The sequence below is a fragment of the Massilia sp. S19_KUP03_FR1 genome, from assembly GCF_036688685.1.
Taxonomy (GTDB): Bacteria; Pseudomonadota; Gammaproteobacteria; order Burkholderiales; family Burkholderiaceae_D; genus JALYUM01.
Map to the genome: position 1 here is coordinate 119505 of NZ_JAQQPS010000002.1, position 18295 is coordinate 137799.

Annotated in this window: 20 protein-coding genes; 10 read left to right on the top strand and 10 right to left on the bottom strand. The window is 65.9% G+C overall.

The window, feature by feature from the left end:
* Positions 1-34: 34 nt before the first annotated feature.
* The 5 genes from V6M87_RS02270 to V6M87_RS02290 all read right to left on the bottom strand — a co-directional run bounded on the left by V6M87_RS02270 (position 35) and on the right by V6M87_RS02290 (position 5728).
* Positions 35-1522 carry a glycoside hydrolase family 3 N-terminal domain-containing protein gene (locus tag V6M87_RS02270; RefSeq protein ID WP_332848104.1) on the bottom strand — a complete coding sequence of 496 codons (1488 nt, stop codon included), beginning with the start codon at positions 1520-1522 and terminating at the stop codon, positions 35-37.
* Positions 1523-1526: 4 nt separating this feature from the next.
* A complete protein-coding gene (locus V6M87_RS02275; RefSeq protein ID WP_332848319.1) occupies positions 1527-2537 on the bottom strand; it encodes an SIS domain-containing protein in 1011 nt (336 codons plus the stop codon).
* A gap of 16 nt (positions 2538-2553) precedes the next feature.
* Positions 2554-3645, bottom strand: coding sequence for an N-acetylglucosamine-6-phosphate deacetylase (gene nagA, locus V6M87_RS02280; RefSeq protein ID WP_332848105.1), 1092 nt, complete (start codon positions 3643-3645; stop codon positions 2554-2556).
* A complete protein-coding gene (locus V6M87_RS02285; RefSeq protein ID WP_332848106.1) occupies positions 3642-4538 on the bottom strand; it encodes a BadF/BadG/BcrA/BcrD ATPase family protein in 897 nt (298 codons plus the stop codon). The genes nagA and V6M87_RS02285 overlap by 4 nt, the downstream gene beginning before the upstream one ends.
* A 122-nt stretch (positions 4539-4660) precedes the next feature.
* On the bottom strand, positions 4661-5728 hold the full coding sequence (locus V6M87_RS02290; protein WP_332848107.1) for a GIN domain-containing protein: 1068 nt from the start codon (positions 5726-5728) through the stop codon (positions 4661-4663).
* Positions 5729-6002: 274 nt separating this feature from the next.
* Between V6M87_RS02290 and V6M87_RS02295 the strand changes: the two genes are divergently transcribed.
* From V6M87_RS02295 to V6M87_RS02320, 6 genes are all read left to right on the top strand, one after another.
* The gene (locus V6M87_RS02295) at positions 6003-6176 is read left to right on the top strand and encodes a hypothetical protein (RefSeq protein ID WP_332848108.1); all 174 of its coding nucleotides are present in this window, start codon (positions 6003-6005) and stop codon (positions 6174-6176) included.
* Positions 6173-6658 (top strand): hypothetical protein, encoded by a 486-nt coding sequence (locus tag V6M87_RS02300; protein ID WP_332848109.1) that lies wholly within the window; start codon positions 6173-6175, stop codon positions 6656-6658. The genes V6M87_RS02295 and V6M87_RS02300 overlap by 4 nt, the downstream gene beginning before the upstream one ends.
* Positions 6659-6668: 10 nt before the next feature.
* Positions 6669-8276, top strand: coding sequence for an ExeA family protein (locus V6M87_RS02305; protein ID WP_332848110.1), 1608 nt, complete (start codon positions 6669-6671; stop codon positions 8274-8276).
* Positions 8276-8920, top strand: coding sequence for a general secretion pathway protein GspB (locus tag V6M87_RS02310; RefSeq protein ID WP_332848111.1), 645 nt, complete (start codon positions 8276-8278; stop codon positions 8918-8920). Before V6M87_RS02305 ends, V6M87_RS02310 begins: the two co-directional genes overlap by 1 nt.
* The gene (gene mobB / locus V6M87_RS02315; RefSeq protein ID WP_332848112.1) at positions 8907-9458 is read left to right on the top strand and encodes a molybdopterin-guanine dinucleotide biosynthesis protein B; all 552 of its coding nucleotides are present in this window, start codon (positions 8907-8909) and stop codon (positions 9456-9458) included. Before V6M87_RS02310 ends, mobB begins: the two co-directional genes overlap by 14 nt.
* A gap of 77 nt (positions 9459-9535) precedes the next feature.
* Entirely contained in the window at positions 9536-9736 is a 201-nt protein-coding gene (locus V6M87_RS02320; protein ID WP_332848113.1) for a YjfB family protein, read from the top strand.
* Between the two features lie 15 nt (positions 9737-9751).
* On the opposite strand, the gene V6M87_RS02325 is transcribed toward V6M87_RS02320, so the two are convergent.
* The 3 genes from V6M87_RS02325 to fumC all read right to left on the bottom strand — a co-directional run bounded on the left by V6M87_RS02325 (position 9752) and on the right by fumC (position 11782).
* A complete protein-coding gene (locus V6M87_RS02325) occupies positions 9752-10033 on the bottom strand; it encodes a DUF883 family protein (protein ID WP_332848114.1) in 282 nt (93 codons plus the stop codon).
* A gap of 85 nt (positions 10034-10118) precedes the next feature.
* Positions 10119-10331 (bottom strand): RNA-binding S4 domain-containing protein, encoded by a 213-nt coding sequence (locus V6M87_RS02330; RefSeq protein ID WP_332848115.1) that lies wholly within the window; start codon positions 10329-10331, stop codon positions 10119-10121.
* A gap of 56 nt (positions 10332-10387) precedes the next feature.
* Positions 10388-11782 (bottom strand): class II fumarate hydratase, encoded by a 1395-nt coding sequence (gene fumC / locus V6M87_RS02335; RefSeq protein ID WP_332848116.1) that lies wholly within the window; start codon positions 11780-11782, stop codon positions 10388-10390.
* A 109-nt stretch (positions 11783-11891) separates the two neighbouring features.
* Between fumC and V6M87_RS02340 the strand changes: the two genes are divergently transcribed.
* Entirely contained in the window at positions 11892-12860 is a 969-nt protein-coding gene (locus V6M87_RS02340; RefSeq protein ID WP_332848117.1) for a FimV/HubP-related protein, read from the top strand.
* Between the two features lie 84 nt (positions 12861-12944).
* Positions 12945-13934, top strand: coding sequence for an SDR family oxidoreductase (locus tag V6M87_RS02345; RefSeq protein ID WP_332848118.1), 990 nt, complete (start codon positions 12945-12947; stop codon positions 13932-13934).
* Between the two features lie 346 nt (positions 13935-14280).
* Here V6M87_RS02345 and V6M87_RS02350 read toward each other — a convergent pair whose 3' ends face one another.
* Entirely contained in the window at positions 14281-14565 is a 285-nt protein-coding gene (locus V6M87_RS02350; RefSeq protein WP_332848119.1) for a flagellar protein FliT, read from the bottom strand.
* 170 nt (positions 14566-14735) lie between these two features.
* Between V6M87_RS02350 and V6M87_RS02355 the strand changes: the two genes are divergently transcribed.
* Together V6M87_RS02355 and V6M87_RS02360 are read left to right on the top strand one after the other, a co-directional pair.
* Positions 14736-16778, top strand: a complete 2043-nt coding sequence (locus tag V6M87_RS02355) for a M13 family metallopeptidase (protein WP_332848120.1) — start codon at positions 14736-14738, stop codon at positions 16776-16778.
* A complete protein-coding gene (locus V6M87_RS02360) occupies positions 16779-17393 on the top strand; it encodes a class I SAM-dependent methyltransferase (RefSeq protein ID WP_332848121.1) in 615 nt (204 codons plus the stop codon). It abuts the gene before it with no gap.
* Here the strand turns inward: V6M87_RS02360 and V6M87_RS02365 are convergent.
* The gene (locus tag V6M87_RS02365; RefSeq protein ID WP_332848122.1) at positions 17390-18235 is read right to left on the bottom strand and encodes a c-type cytochrome; all 846 of its coding nucleotides are present in this window, start codon (positions 18233-18235) and stop codon (positions 17390-17392) included. The genes V6M87_RS02360 and V6M87_RS02365 overlap by 4 nt on opposite strands.
* Positions 18236-18295 lie beyond the last annotated feature (60 nt).

Here is an 18295-nt window from a genome sequence, read left to right on the forward strand (position 1 = left end):
GAGCTGGCGTGTGTCGCCAAAGTGTAGCCGGATGTTACGTAAAGCCCGGCACCGGGCAGTGGCCAGTGGCATCGAGCGCGCCAGACAGCCACGCGTGCACGGCCGCCAGCGCCGGCGGCGCAAAACCGTAGGTCATCACGGCAGGCGCAGCGATGTCGAGCGCCAGGTACGGGTTCCACAGCGCCAGGTGCAGGTCGGGCCGCCAGGTTGCACGCGCAGCGGCGCCGTAGCGCAGGCGCGCGGTCGACGCCAGCATGGTGAACATGCCGTCCTGGGGCAGCGTGCCCCAGTCGAACGTGTCGGCGTCGACGAACGTGACCAGGTCGACCGGATACAGCTGGCCCAGCACGGCGGCCAGTGCCGCGGCGCCCACGCCCGCTTCCGACACGCCGTCGCTGACCACGTCCTGACGCATCACCAGTCGCACCGGCGTGCCGGGGGCAGGGCGCACTGGATTGCCGCGTGTGGTCAAGGCCTGCTGCCAGGCGCGCGCCATCAGCGTGCGGTCGTCCGGTTCGGAGGCGAACTCGGTGCCGGCGCCCGGGTACTTGTGCGCCAGCGCGTCGAGCCGCGCGATGCGCGCTTCGACGGCCGCCATTGGCAGTGTGCCGTCAGCGATCGCAGCGGCGATGGCGTCCAGCGTGGCCTGCTGCGACGCCCGGCTGCCGGTGGCCATCACCATGTCGGCGCCGGCCAGTAAAGCCTGCACACCGGCGGCGCCGGCGCCGAAGCGCAGCGCGATGGCGTGCATGTCCATGTCGTCGGTGATGATCACGCCCTGGTAGCCCCACTGCTCGCGCAGCAGGCCAGTCAGGATCGGGTGCGACATCGTGGCCGGCAACATCGGGTCGAGCGCTGGATACACGATGTGGGCGGTCATCATCGCCGCTGCGTTTGGCGCGGCGCGGCGGAACGGCGCGAATTCGAAGCGTTCCAGTTCGGCCAGCGGCTTGTCGACGGTGGGCAGGTCGCGGTGCGAATCGACGTGGGTGTCGCCGTGGCCGGGGAAGTGCTTGACGCAGCAGGCCACGCCTTCGCTTTCGCTGCCAGCCATCCAGCTCAGCGCCAGCGTGGCTGCCTGCTCCGGGTCGGCGCCGAACGAGCGCTCGGCAATCACCGGATTGTGCGGGTTGTTGTTCAGGTCCAGCACCGGCGCGAAGTTCCAGTTGAAACCGAGCGAGCGCACCGCGCGCGCCACTGCGGCGCCGACGGCGTGCGCCAGCGCCGGGTCATTGGCCGCACCCAGCGCCATGGCCGACGGCGGCGACGGCACCCAGGTGGCGCGCACCACGGCGCCGCCTTCCTGGTCGAGCGCGATCAGCGCCTGCGTGCCCATGATGCCGCGCAGCGCATCGGTGAAGCCGCGCAGTTGCACGGCGTCGGTCATGTTCTGGCGGAACAGGCAGGTGGCGCGGATGCGGTTGTCAACCAAAAACGCACTGGTCTCGGGGTCGAGCGTGGTGCCGAACAGGCGCACCATCATTAACTGGCCGGCAAGCTGGTGTGGCGGTATTTTGCGCATCGATTCAATTCGTCTTCGTGACTTTGGAGAGGTGGCGCGGACGGTCCGGATCCATGCCGCGTGCGCGCGCCAGGTGGGCGGCCATCACATAAAAACTCTGGATCGCGACGATCGGATCGAGGTCCGGCGTGGCGGCGACTGGCAGCGTCAGATCGCGTTCGGGAATATCTGCGGGCGCCGCCAGCAGCACGCGCGCGCCGCGCCCGCGCATCTCGGTGGCGAGTGCCACCAGGCCGGCCTGGGTGGGGCCGCGCGTGGCGAAAATGAGCAGCGGGTAGCCGTCCTCGATCAGCGCCATGGGGCCGTGCTTGATCTCGGCGCCACTGAACGCTTCGGCCTGCAGCGCCGAGGTTTCCTTGAATTTCAGGGCGGCCTCCAGGGCCACGGGAAAACTGATGCCGCGCCCGACCACCATGATGTTGCGCGCCGGCGCCAGTACATCCAGCGCCGCCGACCAGTCGACCTGGCTGGCGCCGCGCAAGGCGTCTGGCAGGGCCGCGAGACCGTCTTTCAGTTCGCTGTCGCTCTGCCACTCGGCCACCAGGCGCGCGCCGGCCACCAGGCTCGTAATAAAACTCTTGGTGGCGGCGACGCTTTGTTCGCGCCCGGCGTGCAGCGGCAGCGCCCATTCGGCCGCCTGCGCCAGCGGCGAGGTGATGTCGTTGACCAGCGCGACGGTGGTGGCGCCGCCGTCGCGGAAGTAGCGGATCGGTTCGACCACGTCCGGGCTCTGGCCCGACTGCGAAATCGACAGCGCCAGCGTGCCTTCGGTGCGCAGCGGCGCTCTCGACAAGGTCACCAGCGACATCGGCAGGGATGTGACCAGCCGCCCAAGGCGCGACATGATCAGGTAAGCCAGATAGCCGCAGGCGTGATCCGAACTGCCGCGCGCGATCGTCACAGCGCTGTTGAAATTGGTCGAGCGCAGCTTGCGCCCCAGTTCCTGGTAACGCGCGGCGTCGTTGGTCAACTGGGCCGCGACGCAGTCGCCGGCGGACAGGGCTTCGTCGAGCATCAACGACGTCACGGATTTACCATTCACACGCTTCTCCTTCGATATACACAGCTTTGATGTTCAACGCGCGGTCGAGCACGACGAGGTCGGCAAAGCAGCCCGGCGCCAGGCGCCCGCGCGTCGTCTCGCCGAGGTAGTCGGCGGCATTGGTCGAGACGCGCCGCGAGGCGTCGGCCAGGTCGAGGCCGAGCGACACCAGGTTGCGCAGCGCCTGGTCCATGGTCAGCGTGCTGCCGGCCAGCGTGCCGTCGGCCAGGCGTACGCCGCCGGCGCATTTGTGTACCACCTGGCGGCCCAGCATGTACTCGCCGTCCGGCATGCCGGAAGCGGCGGTCGAATCGGTGACGCAATATAAATGCGGAATCGCGCGCAGGGCCACCTTGATGGCGCCCGGGTGCACGTGCAGCAGGTCGGGGATGATTTCGGCGTACTGCGCGTGCGCCAGCGCGGCGCCGACCATGCCCGGCTCGCGATGGTGCAGGCCGGGCATGGCATTGAACAGGTGGGTGAAGCCGGCCGCGCCGTGGGCCAGCGCGGCCACGCCGTCTTCGTAGCTGCCGGTGGTGTGGCCGATTTGCACCCGGATGCCGGCGTCGGCCAGTGCGCGCACCAAATCGAGGTGGCCCGGCATTTCCGGCGCCACGGTAATCAGGCGCATCGGCGCGTGCGCTGCCAGCGCCTGCACCTCGGCCAGCGTGGCGGCGCGCGCAAACGGCGGCTGGGCGCCCAGCTTGCCCGGGTTGATGTACGGGCCTTCCAGGTGCACGCCGAGGATGCGCGCCGATCCCGTCACGGGCGTCGCCATCGCCGCGCCGATGGCGCGCAGGGCCGTGACGATGTCGTCGGGCGGCGCGGTCATGGTGGTGGCCAGCAGGCTGGTGGTGCCATGGCGCGCGTGGATGCGCGCGATGGCGTGCGGCGCGTCGCCGCCTTCCATCATGTCGCGCCCGGCGCCGCCGTGGACGTGCAGGTCGATGAAGCCCGGGATGATGTAATCGTCGCCGTTCGCTGCGGGATCGACCGGCGCACCGTCGATGGCACCGATCTGGCGGCCGAAGGCGATGCTGCCGGACACCCAGCCGGACGGGGTCAGGATATTGCCCTTCATTGCGCGGCGCCGGTTTGCAGCTGCGTGGCGATCATGCGCAAGGCGCCGGCGGCCGAGTCGCCCTGGGCCGGCACGATCAGTTCCACCGTTTCGGCATCGAGCCAGGGCGCCACCGCCGCGCCCAGACCACCGCACAGGGCCAGCGGCAGTGCGTATTCCGGGTCGAGGGCGGCGGCCATCAGGTCCACCTCGTAGCCCGCGCTGGCCATGATTTCGCAGGCCGCTTCGTCTTCGGCTTCGGCGTGGCGCACCACCAGCGGCGCCAGCGTGGCGAAGCGGGTGGCGGTGGCGCCGGCCAGCCAGTCCTGGATCGCATGTCGCGTGCCGCCGCACAGGGCGACAATCTCGTCGGCCATGGGGCCACCCTCCAGGCGCCCGTCGAGCGTTTGCTGGATGTAGTTGATGGCGGCCATGCCGATCCACGCGCCGCTGCCTTCATCGCCGGACGGGAAACCCCAGCCGCCGACTTCGCGCTGGGTGCCGTCGGCCAGCAGGGCCTGGCCGACGCTGCCGGTGCCCAGCGCGATGACGGCGCCCGGCTGGCCGCCGTGGGCGCCGATCAGGGTGGTGTAGCCGTCGTTGTTCAGTGTGCAGAAGGTGTAGCCGGGATTGGCCTCGATGAAGGCCTGCGCCCATCGCTGGTTGTGGGCGCCGGCCATGCCCAGGCCTATTGCCAAGTCGGCGCGCGGCGGCGGCTCGAGGCCGGCGTTCTGGAAGGCCTGCGCGACGGCGGCGCCAATCGCGTCCCAGGCCGCTTCGAAGCCTTGCGATAGCGCCGATGGGCCGGCGGCGCCTTCGGCAAGTTCCGTGTAGTCAAAGCCGGGCGTGCAGCGCGCCAGCCGCACGCGGGTGCCGCTGCCGCCGCCGTCGACGCCGATGAGATAAGTGATCATGTGTATGCCCGGGAAAAAGTTCAGGGCACTATAGGATCGGCTCCAGGTGAAGTCAACAGGTATTTAATTGGTATTAGTGTGCTTGCATTTCGCCTGCTGTGGCGACGGCGCAATTGGTATGCCTACCTCTGATTCATGCCGTGCCGGCTCCAGGTGGTTAGAACACTGTCGCGCTCGGTGCCCAGCAGGAGGCTGGCGTCGCCCGGCCCGCTGGCGTTCACATCGGCGCGGTTGGCCAGCAGTTGCGTGCCGTCCAGGCTGCCCGAACCGCGCACAACGGCTTCCAGCTGCGTGACGGTGCCGCCGATGATGGCGCTGCCCGGACCGCTGATGACCAGGCGTGCATGCTGGGCTTGCAGCGTGCTGGCGGTCAGGTCGCCCGATCCGCGCAACTGGGCCACCAGCTCCCTGATGCGTCCGCCCACGCAGGCGTCGCCCGGTCCGCTTTGCACCAGGTTCACCGATTCGACTGCGAGGCTGCAGGCCTTCAGGTCGCCCGAGCCGTTCAGCACGGCTTGCAGGTCGCGCGCGCTGCCGTCCAGCTGCACATCGCCCGGCCCGCTCTGGCGCACGTTGGCGCGGGCCAGTTTCAGGTCGTGTGCGACGAGGTCGCCGGAGCCGGACACCGCGACGGTCAACTCGGTGCCCACTGCACCGAGTTTTACGTCGCCGGGGCCGCTCATAGTCAGGTCCAGGCTGGTGCTGGTCATGGCCTGCAAGTCGACATCGCCGGAGCCGCTGCTGCGCACCAGCAGGGTGCCCACGGCGCCACTGGCGCGCAGGTCGCCGGGGCCGCTGACGGCCAGTTCCAGATTGGCGCCGTTGAGCTGGTCGAGTTCGACATCGCCGCTGCCGCTCGCTTTGACGCGCTGCAGGCCGCTGGCGCTGACGGTAATGACCACCTCCGGGCGCGCGCTGTTCCAGCTGAACCAGTGCCAGCTGCCGTTGCGCGGCAGGGGGCGCACCACCAGCGTGTCGCCGCGCAGCGTGGTTTCGATCCGGGCCAGCGTGGCCGCCTCGCCTTCGAGGCGCACGCCAGGTGCGCCTTTCGCATGCACCACCACCCGGTACGGCCCGCTCAGCTCGACGCTGCTGAAGGTGGCCAGCGTGCGCTGTTCGGTGATGCGCTCGGCCCCGTGGGCGCTGGTGGCAAGCAGGGCAAAGGCGGCGAGGGCGAGGGCGGTTTTCATGGCAGTCCAGGTGAATGAAGAAGCCGCAACGATAGGGCCGCAGCGCGCCGCGCGCACGGTCTGCGCGACAGGCCGCGCAAAAGTCGGGATGGACGGCGATTTGATGGGCGCGGCAGAATGCATGCTGTAGTGGCTCGCGCGCAACGTTTCCAGTGTGCGGCCGGTGTCGCTCACGACGCCCACGACCGCTCCGTATGGTCCTGACATGACAAAGGATAGCGCCGTGATGTCATAATGGCGCGATCGAGAAGGAGGAAGCAAGGTGATACGCTACATGGGAACCCGCAAGACCGAGGACGGGGGCACGTTGTACGTGTTTATTGTCAACGGCCTTAAAAAAGAAGTGCGCGAAATGGCACTCAAACAACATCCGGGATGCTATGAGGCGCTGCCGGCGTCGGCCAAGGCCAAGATTGCGGCCAACCGGGCCTGGATGTCCAAGTTATGACGCCTGCCGGCCGCGCTCTGGCAGTGGCGGTCGTGCTTGCAAGCGTCGCCCTGGCGCCCTGGCCGGCAACGGCCGCCATGCCGTCGACGTTCGGGCCGGTGATCGGGAATGCGATCCTGTGCCGCAGCCATCTCGAGAACAACTATTTTTACAATTACCTCGACACCGCTTTCGGCAAATCCTACAAGCACGAGGGCGGGGCCTACTGGTTCAAGACGCCCGATACCACGCTGTGGGGCGCCGAGGTGAAGGAAGTCTGGGTCAGCGACGACACCAGCGAGCTGATTTCTATCGGCGCGCTGACCGAGTCCGAACCGGACAAGCTGGCCGATGCCGTCAAGAGCGCGGTTGGTTTGCGCTATCCTGTGCAGGGCGCCGACAAATATCCGCTGCGGGTCTCGGCCCTGGGCAGCACCATCGCTTACGTCAACAAAAAATCCAAAATCTACTGCGCACGCTATAAACCGCTGCCCACCGGTTAAGCTGTCTCCCATGTACACGACTTATTTCAATCTCAGGCAGGCACCGTTTTCCATCGCTCCCGACCCGCGCTACCTGTTCATGAGTGAACGGCATCGCGAAGCCTTGGCGCACCTGCTGTATGGCGTCAACAGCGGCGGCGGCTTCGTGCTGCTGACCGGTGAGATCGGCGCCGGCAAAACCACCGTGTGCCGCTGCTTCATCGACCAGGTGCCGGCCAACTGCAAGCTGGCCTATATCTTCAACCCCAAGCTGACGGTGGAAGAACTACTGCTGTCGATCTGCGACGAGTTCGGCCTGACGCTCGCGCCGGCCGGGCCGGGGCCGGTCGGCGTGAAGGGCTATGTCGACGCCATCAACGGCTACCTGCTGGCCAGCCATGCGCAGGGCACGAATAATGTGCTGGTCATCGACGAGGCGCAGAACCTGTCGGCCGACGTGCTGGAGCAATTGCGCCTGCTGACCAACCTGGAAACCAGCGAGCGCAAGCTGTTGCAGATTATCCTGATCGGCCAGCCGGAACTGCGCACCATGCTGGCGCGACCCGAACTCGAACAACTGGCCCAGCGCGTCATCGCGCGCTACCACCTCGGTCCGCTGACGGAAGGGGAAACCGGCGAATACGTTGCACACCGCCTGGCCGTGGCCGGCGCCATGGCGACGCTGCCCATTCCGCGCGCCTTGACGCCCCTGATCTATCGCCTGACGCAGGGCGTGCCGCGCCGCATCAACCTGCTGTGCGACCGCGCGCTGCTGGGCGCCTACGCCGAGAACAGCCCGGTCGTCACGCGGGCGATTTTGCGCCAGTCGGCCAAGGAAGTATTCGTTGCGGCCAGCGCTGGGCCGGCCGCGCCAAAACGCTGGCCGCTGGCGCTGGGCGGCGTGCTGGCCGGCGTGGCGCTGACTGCCGTGGCCTGGCAGTCGCTCCCCAAAACGCCTCCGCTGGCCGTGCCGGTCGTCGCGCAGGCGCCGCTCAAGCCGGTGGCGCAGGCCGCGCCGGCGCCGCTCGCCGCGCCGCTGGCGACCGTCATTGCCGGCGCCGATGAAGCGGCCGCGCTGGGCGAACTGGCCGGCTTGTGGGACGTCACGCTGGCGGCGGGCGCCCCGTGCGATGCGGTGCTGGCCGTCAATTTGCGCTGTCACCAGGGCAAGGGCGGGCTGTACGAGTTGCGCCTGCTCGATCGTCCGGCCGTGGTCATGCTGCATGACGGCCCGGCCACCCGCTACGCGCTGCTGACCGGGCTGGACGATGCCAAAGCCACGCTGATGTCTGGCGGGATTACCCAAAAAGTGGCAATTGCCACGCTGGTGCAACAGTTGGGCGGCGAATTCACCACCCTGTATAAAATGCCGCGCGGCTTCCGCTCGCAGCTGGTCGCCGGCGCGCAGGGCGCCGACGTCGACTGGATCGCCCAGCGCCTGGCCCAGATCAACGACGAAGAGCCGCCGCCGGTGGAACGTCCCTTGGGCAAACGCACGCGCGCGATGCTGAAAGCTTTCCAGATGAGCCAGAACCTGAAATCCGACGGCGTGGCCGGCCCGCGCACCTATATGCGCCTGAACCAGCTCAGCGGCGTGACCGAACCACGCCTGCTGGCCTCGGCGCGAACGGAGCACTGATGTCATATATTCTGGAAGCACTCAAGAAGGCCCAGGCCGAGCGCCAGCTGGGCAACGCGCCGACGATACACGCGACCAGCGTGTACCCCACGCCGCCGCGCTTGCCGCTGGTGAAAAAAACCGGTGCGCTGGCGCTGGGCGCCGGCGTGCTCGTCGTCGTCGTCGTCGGCTGGTTTGCATGGAGCCAGCGCGCACCGGCGCCCGCCGTGATTCCGGTGACGGCGATGGCGCCGGTGGTGGCACCCGTGGTGGCACCGGCGTTAGCACCGATCGCCGCGCCTGTGCCGGCGCCAGTGGTGGCGCCCGCGCCCGTCGCGCCTGCGGCACCGACGCCGACACCGCGCCCGCGCAAGGTCGATGCGCCGGTCCTTGTCAAAGCACCCATCGCCGCGCCAGCCCCGGCTGCGCTGGAAGACACGGTTCGCTACGCCAAGGACCTCCCGGCCGACATCCAGCAGCAATTGCCGCGCGTCGCCTTTGGTGGCTATATGTATTCCGACAACGCTGCCGACCGGCTGGTGCTGGTCGACAAAATCCTGCGCCATGAAGGCGAAGAAATCGCCCCCGGCCTGATGCTGGAAAAATTACTCCCGAAAGGCGCGGTATTGAACTTCCGCGGCACCCGCTATCGTGTCAGTTTTTAAGCAACCCACGCCGGTGACGGCGCTGCCCGCGTTCACCACGCCCGTGCTGGGCGTGATCGGCACGTCCGGCAGCGGCAAGACCACGCTGCTGACCTGGCTGGTGGAACAGTTGGCGGGGCAGGGCCTGCGCGTGAACATCATCAAGCACAGCCACCACGATATCGAGCTCGAACCGCCGCGCAAGGACAGCGCGCGCCTGCGCATGGCCGGCGCGGCCGAAGTCATGATTGCGTCGCCGTACCGGGTTGCCATCATGCAGGAATTGCGCGGGGCGCCCGAGCCGTCGCTGGCCGAGCACCTGGCGCGCCTGTCGCCCGCCGATTTGACCCTGGTCGAAGGCTATAAATGGGAGCCGCTGCCGAAGCTGGAAGTGTATCGGCCGTCGGTGGGCAAGCCCGCACTGTACCCCGATGACGCGAACATCGTCGCGGTAGCGTCGGATATCGCGCGTCCTGAAGGCGTGGCCGCTTCCGTGATCTGGCTGGATCTGAACCGTCCTGAGCAGGTGCTGGCCTGGATTGCTAGCTACCTGGTGTGAATAATCGTTGCACGCCCGGCTCAAGTTTGGCCCGATTCAACCGTTAAAAAGGAACACCCCCTTCTCGGAGAAGCGCCATGGATGCAATGAGCATTGCAAGATTGTCGACCAGTATTGCCGAAACCGGTACCAAGAACGAAGTCGGCCTGACCGTGTTGAAGAAGGCGCAAGACATCCAGGCGTCGACCGCCGAACAGCTGCTGGGCCTGGTGACCCCGATGCCGGGCGCGCAGAACTTGCCTTCGCATCTGGGCAACACGATCAATACGACCGCGTAACACCTTCGTAAAACCTTAGCGGAAGGCGCGCAACAAGCGCGCTTCACCGGACTGGTCGGCGTACGCGAGGTTGGCCGCGTGCGTGGCCTCGATCATGCGCGTCAGTGCAGCGTCTTCCACCCGCGCCAGTTCGGCGTGGGCGGCATCGAGCGCCAGCAACAGCCTGGCCCGTGCAGCCTGGTAGATGTCGCTGGTGTATTGGTTCGTGTTTTTTAGTAACTGCTCGGCATTTTCAATGACGAGGCGCAGGTCGCCAATCAGGCGTTCCTGCGTCAGCTGGGTAGTTTCGATATTCATTGCCTGCACCTTGGGGCGGTTGGTCCATCATAAAATAGTGACAAGGCCAACCGTGCTCCCTTGGGATCGCACAATGCCGACCTTGCTATGCTACCTGAATCTGCACATCCCCCACCTTCACCACCTGGCCGCTGCGGATCTTGGCGGTCTTGCGCATTTCCTGCTTGCCGTCGACCTTGACGACACCGCTTGCCACCATGTTCTTGCCGGCGCCGCCACTGTCGCACAGCCCCACCAGTTTCAATAGCTGGTTCAGTTCGACGAACTCGCCGGCGAGCTCAAATTGTGTTTTTTGCATCATATCCTCAAAAGATGAAGGGCCGGCGTACGGTTGATTTTATGTCAACCGGACGCTCAGCCCGGGTGCGGGTGCGTCATGTCCATCGGCACGATCCAGCTGTCGAATTGCTGCTCGTCGACGAAGCCGGACGCCAGCGCCGCCTGGCGCAGCGTGCTGCCATCGTGCTGCGCCGTTTTGGCAATTTGCGCGGCGCGATCATACCCGATGTGCGGCGCCAGCGCAGTCACCAGCATCAGCGACTGCGCCATCAACTCGCCGATGCGCTTGCGGTTCGGTTCGATTCCCTCGGCGCAATGGTGATCGAACGAGGTCATGCCATCGGCCAGCAGGCGCGCGCTTTGCAGGAAATTGTGCGCAATCATCGGCTTGAACACATTCAGCTCGAAATTGCCCGAGGCGCCACCAAAGGTCAGCGCGACATCGTTGCCGAACACCTGGCAGCACAGCATGGTCAGCGCTTCGCATTGGGTCGGATTGACCTTGCCCGGCATGATCGAGCTGCCCGGCTCGTTTTCGGGAATGGTGATTTCACCCAGGCCGGAGCGCGGGCCGGATGCCATCCAGCGCACGTCGTTGGCAATTTTCATTAGCGCCGCCGCCAGCGTTTTGAAGGCGCCGTGTGCGGCCACCAGGGCGTCGTGCCCGGCCAGCGCGGCGAACTTGTTGGGCGCCGTTTTAAACGAGAGCATGGTGCGCGAGGACAGTTCGGCGGCGATGCGCGGCGCGAAATCGGGATGGGCATTCAGGCCGGTGCCGACCGCGGTGCCGCCGGCGGCCAGCAGCAGCAGGCCGGGCAGCGACGCCTTGATGGCGTGCTCGGAAAATTCAAGCTGCGCGACGTAGCCGGAAAACTCCTGGCCCAGCGTCAGCGGGGTGGCGTCCTGCAGGTGGGTGCGGCCAATTTTGACGATGTCGGCAAAGGCGCGCGCCTTCTGGTCGAGCGTGCCGCGCAGGTGGGCCAGGGCCGGCAACACCGATTTCGCCACCGCCAGCGCCGCCGCCACGTGCATAGCGGTGGGGAACATGTCGTTCGACGACTGGCCCAGGTTGACGTCGTCGTTCGGGTGCAGCTTGCGCCCTTCGCCACGCTCGCCGCCCATCAACTCCGACCCGCGGTTGGCCAGCACTTCGTTGATGTTCATATTGCTCTGGGTGCCCGAGCCGGTTTGCCAGACCGCCAGCGGAAATTCGCCGGCGTGCTTGCCTTCCAGGACTTCCTCGGCGGCCTGCATGATGGCGTCGGCCTTTTCTTTCGACAGCTTGCCCAGCGAGCGGTTGACAGCGGCGGCGGCGCGCTTGCACTGGGCCATGGCGGCGATCAGCTCCGGCGCCATGCGCTCGGTGGAAATGGCGAAGTGGTGCAGCGAACGCTGGGTCTGGGCCCCCCACAATTTGTCGCTCGGCACGTCGATCGGTCCAAAACTGTCTTTTTCAATCCGGTGGTCCATTGCAGCCTCATTTTTGTGGGGAAGAGCTAAAGAGTTTACTCCAACGTCCGTTAATTACGCTTAGGCTATAAATTCTTCCATTCATATGGCATACCGCCACATTTCCCTGTTGCTGATCTCTTCAATGCTGGCCGTGTGCGCCGGCGCTGCCGAGCTGGGCGAGCCGCGCGTCAGCTCCTGGCGCGGCCAGGCGCTGGTGGCCGACATCGAATTGTCCGGTCTAGACGATCCGGCCGCCCCGGTACACGTGCGCGTCGCCAGTGCGGACGTGTACCGCGGCGCCAGCGTGAGCGTGCCAGCGCTGCTGTCGACATTGACGCTGTCGGTGCTGCGCAAGGATGGCAAACAGTTCGTGCACGTGGTGTCGAGCCGGCCCGTGGATACCGAGATGCTGCTGCTGTTCCTCGAACTGGGGCAGGGCGCGCAGAAGGACGTGCGGCTGGCGACCTTGTGGCTGACCCCCGATCCGCGCCCGGCGCCGCCACCGCCGCCGCCAATTGCAGTCGCCCCACCCCTGGCGCCGGCGCCTGTTTCAGCACCGGTGCCAGCCGTGGCGCCGCCCGCCCCGCCGCTGCCACTGCATCTGGCTCGCGTGAGCACCAGTTTGCCGGCCTCGCTGCGCCCCGCGCCGCCGGGCGCGTGCAAGGCCTCGGCATCGAACAGCGCCTGCGCCATCCTCGACAAAAAGAATGTGGCCCTGCAAGCGAAGCTGGTCGGCCTGGAAGACAAGATCAAGCTGTTGCAGGCCACGCTGGTGCCGGCCGAGCCAGCGCCCGTGGCGCCGATTGCCACGATCAAGCCGGCGCCGGCGCCGGTCGCGGTCCTGGTCACACCGAAGAAGCCCAAGCCAGTGGTGCGCGCGCCGTCGGCCACGCCGTGGCTGTGGATCGGCGTCGCCGCGCTGGTGGCGCTGGCGGCCATCGGCGCCATCGTGTTCCTGCTGCTGCGCCGTCGCCGCGGCAAGACGGCGCCGGATGCACCCGCCGGGCCGAAGTCGCCCGGTTTCCTGGATGGCATCAAGAAGCGGCTGCGGCCCGGCAAAGCGGCGAAGGCCGAACCGGTGCTGGAAGAAGCGTAGCCGCGCACGCGTTCGCTATTTAACGGACGCGTTTCTTAACTCCTCGTAAATTAGTTTTATTAACTTACCTGGAGAACCTGCCCGATGGATGACCAACCGAACCGTTCCCGCCGCGTGGCCCTCGGCGGCCTCGCTGGTGGCTTGCTTGTCAGCGCCGCCAGCACCGCCCAGGCCCAGGCGCCAGCCGCTGCCGCTGCCGCCCCGGCCGCACCCAAAAATTATCCGAAACCGCCGTTTCCCGTGCAGCAGCAACCGTGGCCGGGCCTGACCAGCAAGATGAATCCCCGCCCCGACCATGGCGAGACCAGCTACAAGGGCTCGGGCCGGCTGCGCGGACGCAAGGCCCTGATCACCGGTGGCGACTCCGGCATCGGGCGCGCGGCCGCCATCGCGTACGCGCGCGAGGGCGCCGACGTGGCCATCAATTATTTGCCGGCCGAGGAACCCGATGCGCGCGAAGTGGTCGCGCTGATTCGCGCGGAAGGGCGCAAGGCGGTCGCCATTCCCGGCGACATCCGCAGCGAAGCATTCTGCAAAAAGCTGGTCGAAGACGCTGTCAGGCAACTCGGCGGACTGGATATCCTGGTCAACAATGCGGCCCGCCAGGCGTCGCAGGAATCGATCCTCGATATCACGACGCAGCAGTTCGACGACGTGTTCAAGACCAACGTCTACGCCATGTTCTGGATCACCAAGGCGGCCGTACCGCACCTCAAGGAAGGCGCGGCCATTATCAACACCGCGTCCGTGAATGCCTACGACCCGGGCGAGAACATCATCGACTACGCCTCGTCCAAGGGCGCCATCATGATTTTCACCAAGGGCCTGGCCAAGCAGCTGGCATCGAAAGGGATTCGCGTCAATGCGGTGGCGCCGGGACCGTTCTGGACGCCGCTGCAGGTGACCGGCGGCCAGCCGCCCGACGCGCTGGCCAAATTCGGCGTCGAGACCCCGATGAAGCGTCCCGGCCAGCCGGCCGAGCTGGCCGGCGTGTACGTCTTGCTGGCATCCGATGAAGCAAGCTACTCGACCGGCCAGGTGTTCGGCGCCTCGGGCGGGAAGGGTGTGCCGTAAACCGGAACATGATTAAAAAATAAACTACTTCAAACTTAAAACTTGCACCAAAAGTTATTTGGTTTGCGCTATACTCGATTTCATGGTTGTCTAGACCAGTGGTTTAGTCTAGCCATGGACGGAACAGGATCGGCCCGCAGCCACCACCGATAGTGTGGCGCGATTTGCCGATAGTCGTTGAACAAACGCCTGGCTCCGGAAGCAGTCCTTGCACCAGCAGCGGTGCGGGACGCCGGGTGCAACCGGCACGAGGCGACGCCAGGAGATACCTGGTGCTCGCCCTCCCGAATTATGGAACGAAAAAAAAGCGCCAAGGCGCTTTTTTTTATGTCTGCATATTCGTTAGTTAGTGCGCGCCGCTCATGATGGCGTCGACTTTGCTCATCCACGGCTCGGTGCTGGCGCGGATCGCGCGGTCGTTGGCCATGATCTGCTTGATCAGCGCAATTTTGCGCTGGCGTGCGGCGCCGTCCAGGGTCGGGATGCCGCTTGCGGCAGCGCTTTTAACCCCGTCGCACTGGTTTTCCATCCGGGACAGGCCGTCCCGGTCGTTTGCTTGCGCGGCGACCGACATCTTTGCCGTAAGGCCGGCAAGGGTTTCGTACATGGCGAGGACTTCGTTTGATGTCATGGCTTTTACCAGGTAAAAATGCGAACGGATGACCGCTTGTCCTCCGGTAACGGAAGGGCGTGCCGAAACTTGAGGGTTTTTTAAAAATAATTTCAATTATTTTTTTGTGGGACCGGCTAGCGCTAAAATACGGCGACATTTCGTACCGTGCTTTTTTAACAAGGGACCCCATGAAGACCAGCTGGACGCCATTGAAAACCGCTCTCACCATTGCCCTGTGTGGCTTGACACTGGCGCTTGCCCCGGCCCACGCGGTTGGTCAGGCCAGTGCCGCCCCCGTGGCAGAGCCAGCGGCGGCCGTCCTGCCCGGCGACGATTTTTTCATGTTTGCCAACACTGAATGGCTGAACAAGACGGCCATCCCCGCCGACCGCGGCAGCTGGGGCGCGATGGGTGCGCTGGCCGACGAAACCAACGCGCGCATCGTCAAGCTGATCGAAGACCTGGCCAAAGATAGCAAAACCACCGGCGAAGCGCGCATGGTGACCAATTACTACAGCGCCTTCATGAACCAGAAGGCGATCGAAAGCAATGGCACCGGCCCGCTCAAGCCGCTGCTGGCGAAAATCGACGCCATCAAGGACAAGGCCACCCTCACGCGCGCGCTGGGCGAATCGGTACGCGCCAATGTCGACCCGCTCAACAACACCAATTTTTATACCGAAAACCTGTTCGGGCTGTGGGTCGCGCAAGGGCTGTCCGACAGCACCCGCAACCACGCCTACCTCCTGCAGGGCGGCCTGGGCATGCCCGATCGCGCTTACTTCCTCGATGCCAGCCCGCGCATGGCGGCGCTGCGCACGGCTTACCAGGCGCATATTGCCGCCATGCTGAAACTGGCCGGCTTGTCCGAGCCGGACAAGCGCGCCGCCCGTGTGTTCGCGCTGGAGATGGCAATTGCCAACACCCACGCGCCGCGCGACGAGTCGAACGATATCCAGAAATCGAACAACACCTGGACCCTGGCCGATTTTGCATCGAAGGCGCCGGGCGTGGACTGGAAGGCATTGTTTGCCGCCGCCAAGTTGCAGGACCAGGCCAGTTTTGGCGTCTGGCACCCGAGCGCGATGACGGGCGCGGCCGCGCTGCTGGCCAATCCCGACGTCCCGGCCTGGAAGGACTATCTTGCCTTCCACCTCATCAACCACCACGCCGCGACCCTGCCGCAAGCGTTTGTCGACCAGCATTTCGCGTTCAACGGCAAAACCCTCTCCGGCGCGCCGCAGCAGTCCTTGCGCTGGAAACGGGCGCTGGCCGCCACCAACGGCGCGCTCGACGACGCCGTCGGCAAAATCTACGTGGCCCGCTACTTCCCGGCCGCCAACAAGGTGGCGCTACAAAAGATGGTGGCCAATATCGTTGCCGCCTTCGGTCAGCGCATCGACAAGCTCGACTGGATGGCGCCCGCCACCCGTGCGCAGGCGAAGGAAAAGCTGCGCACGCTGTACGTGGGTGTCGGCTATCCCGAGCACTGGAAAACCTATACCGGCCTGACGGTGTCGCCGATCGACGCCTTCGGCAATGCCGTGCGCGCCGAGGAATTCCACTACGCGAATGAAATCGCGCTGCTGCACAGTAAACCGAACCGCACCGACTGGACCATGCCGCCGCAACTGGTCAATGCCGTTAACCTGCCGCTGCAAAATGCGCTGAACTTTCCGGCCGCCATCCTGCAAGCGCCGTTCTACGACCCGAAAGCGTCGGACGCGGCCAATTACGGCGCCATCGGCGCCATCATTGGCCACGAAATCAGCCATAGCTTCGATGACCAGGGCGCCCAGTTCGACGCCGAAGGCCACCTGCGCGACTGGTGGACCAAGTCAGACCTGGAACATTTTCAAACGGCTTTGGGCAAGCTGGTCGCGCAGTACGGTGCCTACAAACCGTTTCCCGACCTGGCGGTGAACGGTCAACTGACCCTGTCCGAAAACCTGGCCGACCTGGCCGGGCTGGCGGCGGCCTACGATGCCTTCAAGGCCAGTGCAACAGGCGGCGCCGACGCCGACCGTGACTTCTTCCTCGGTTTCGCGCAGGCGTGGCGCAGCAAGTTCCGCGAGCCGTCGCTGCGCCGCGGCGTACTCACCGACGGCCACGCCCCGGCCATGTACCGCGCCGCCACCGTGCGCAACCTCGACGCCTGGTACAGTGCCTTCGATGTCCAGCCGGGCCAGTCGCTTTACCTGGCGCCGGAACAACGCGTGCAGGTCTGGTAAATGGACGAGCTCGACGCCATCGCCAGCAGCACCCTGGCCGACTACGACAGCAACGCGGCCGGATTTTTTGCCGGCACGCGCGACCACGACGTCAGCCAGAACATCGACGCTTTGCTGCGCGCCATCACGACGCCGGCGCCGTTCACCATCCTCGACCTGGGCTGCGGCCCCGGGCGCGACCTGGCCACTTTTACACGTCTGGGGCACGTGGCGGTGGGGCTTGATGGCGCCGCCGAATTCGTGGCGATGGCGCGCGCATTTTCCGGCTGCACGGTGTGGCACCAGTCTTTCCTGCACCTCGACTTGGCGGCCGCGCGCTTCGACGGCGTGTTCGCTAACGCCAGCCTGTTTCACGTGCCGCGGGCGATGTTGCCGACCGTGCTGGCGCAGCTGTGTGCGACCTTGAAGCCGGGCGGGGTGCTGTTCAGTTCCAATCCGCGCGGGGATAACCAGGAAGGCTGGTCGGGCGGGCGCTACGGCAGTTATCACGACTACGCCAGCTGGAAGCGCTTCGTCGAAGCTGCAGGTTTTGTCGAGGTAGAACACTACTATCGTCCGCCGGGCGTGCCGCGCGAGCAGCAGCCGTGGCTTGCCAGTGTCTGGCGCAAAGCTTAGTTCAAGGTCGCCAGATACGCCGCCATATCCACCGCGTCCTGCTGCGCCACGTCCAGGTCCGGCATGGCGGTGGCCGGATCGACGCCCTTCGGATCGGTAATCCAGCGCACCAGGTTCGCCTGCGAATTGACCAGCTGTCCCGCGATCTTGTTCTGCCGGCCGAAGCTGGCGAGCTGCGGTCCCACATAGGTTTTCGATCCGGTCACCCCGGGAATCAGGTGGCACGACTGGCACGCATACTGGCCCAGCGCCGTCTTCCCGCGCAGGGCGTCGCCGGCCAGCAGCGCCGGCCCGTCCGGCATGGGCGCGGCCGTCACGCCCGCGTCGAACACGGCAAACTGTTGCGGGCTGAGGCGGGGCAGGTGGGACAAAAATCCCACCACCTGCCAGATCTGCGCATCGCTCATATGGTATTTCCACGCCGGCATGCCGCTGGTCTTGATCCCCTGCTGCACGATCCAGTACATCTCGGGCGCCGACCACCGGCGCGCCGCATCCACCAGCGGCCCTGGTGACGGCTGCATGCTCTTGGCAAAATTGGCCATCGGCACGCCCGGTCCGCCGTGACAGGCGACGCAATTGGCCTTGTACAGCGCGGCGCCGGCGCGCAGCGAGGCGGCATCCGGCGGCGCCGGCGCCACCACGGCGCTGGCGTGATGGCGCACCGATTCATGCATGCCGTATTCGAGGAAGGTGTAGGCGAACTGCCAGTGCGGGGCGAGGGCGCCGATATTGTACCAACCCGCCTTCGCAAACATGGCGCCGCCGAGCGCGCCCAGCACACCGCCCACGGCAATGGTGGCGCAGATGGTCTTGACGATGAGGCGGGTGGTTTTACGCATGCAGTGTTCTGTTGAAAAAGTGATAAGTTATTATTCTTGTAGTATAGCGAGTCATCCATT

Coding starts and splice junctions, on each gene's coding strand:
- V6M87_RS02270 (WP_332848104.1), bottom strand. CDS start 1,522: ATGCGCAAAATACCGCCACACCAGCTTGCCGGCCAGTTAATGATGGTG.
- V6M87_RS02275 (WP_332848319.1), bottom strand. CDS start 2,537: ATGCTCGACGAAGCCCTGTCCGCCGGCGACTGCGTCGCGGCCCAGTTG.
- nagA (WP_332848105.1), bottom strand. CDS start 3,645: ATGAAGGGCAATATCCTGACCCCGTCCGGCTGGGTGTCCGGCAGCATC.
- V6M87_RS02285 (WP_332848106.1), bottom strand. CDS start 4,538: ATGATCACTTATCTCATCGGCGTCGACGGCGGCGGCAGCGGCACCCGC.
- V6M87_RS02290 (WP_332848107.1), bottom strand. CDS start 5,728: ATGAAAACCGCCCTCGCCCTCGCCGCCTTTGCCCTGCTTGCCACCAGC.
- V6M87_RS02295 (WP_332848108.1), top strand. CDS start 6,003: ATGGGAACCCGCAAGACCGAGGACGGGGGCACGTTGTACGTGTTTATT.
- V6M87_RS02300 (WP_332848109.1), top strand. CDS start 6,173: ATGACGCCTGCCGGCCGCGCTCTGGCAGTGGCGGTCGTGCTTGCAAGC.
- V6M87_RS02305 (WP_332848110.1), top strand. CDS start 6,669: ATGTACACGACTTATTTCAATCTCAGGCAGGCACCGTTTTCCATCGCT.
- V6M87_RS02310 (WP_332848111.1), top strand. CDS start 8,276: ATGTCATATATTCTGGAAGCACTCAAGAAGGCCCAGGCCGAGCGCCAG.
- V6M87_RS02320 (WP_332848113.1), top strand. CDS start 9,536: ATGGATGCAATGAGCATTGCAAGATTGTCGACCAGTATTGCCGAAACC.
- V6M87_RS02325 (WP_332848114.1), bottom strand. CDS start 10,033: ATGAATATCGAAACTACCCAGCTGACGCAGGAACGCCTGATTGGCGAC.
- V6M87_RS02330 (WP_332848115.1), bottom strand. CDS start 10,331: ATGCAAAAAACACAATTTGAGCTCGCCGGCGAGTTCGTCGAACTGAAC.
- fumC (WP_332848116.1), bottom strand. CDS start 11,782: ATGGACCACCGGATTGAAAAAGACAGTTTTGGACCGATCGACGTGCCG.
- V6M87_RS02345 (WP_332848118.1), top strand. CDS start 12,945: ATGGATGACCAACCGAACCGTTCCCGCCGCGTGGCCCTCGGCGGCCTC.
- V6M87_RS02350 (WP_332848119.1), bottom strand. CDS start 14,565: ATGACATCAAACGAAGTCCTCGCCATGTACGAAACCCTTGCCGGCCTT.
- V6M87_RS02355 (WP_332848120.1), top strand. CDS start 14,736: ATGAAGACCAGCTGGACGCCATTGAAAACCGCTCTCACCATTGCCCTG.
- V6M87_RS02360 (WP_332848121.1), top strand. CDS start 16,779: ATGGACGAGCTCGACGCCATCGCCAGCAGCACCCTGGCCGACTACGAC.
- V6M87_RS02365 (WP_332848122.1), bottom strand. CDS start 18,235: ATGCGTAAAACCACCCGCCTCATCGTCAAGACCATCTGCGCCACCATT.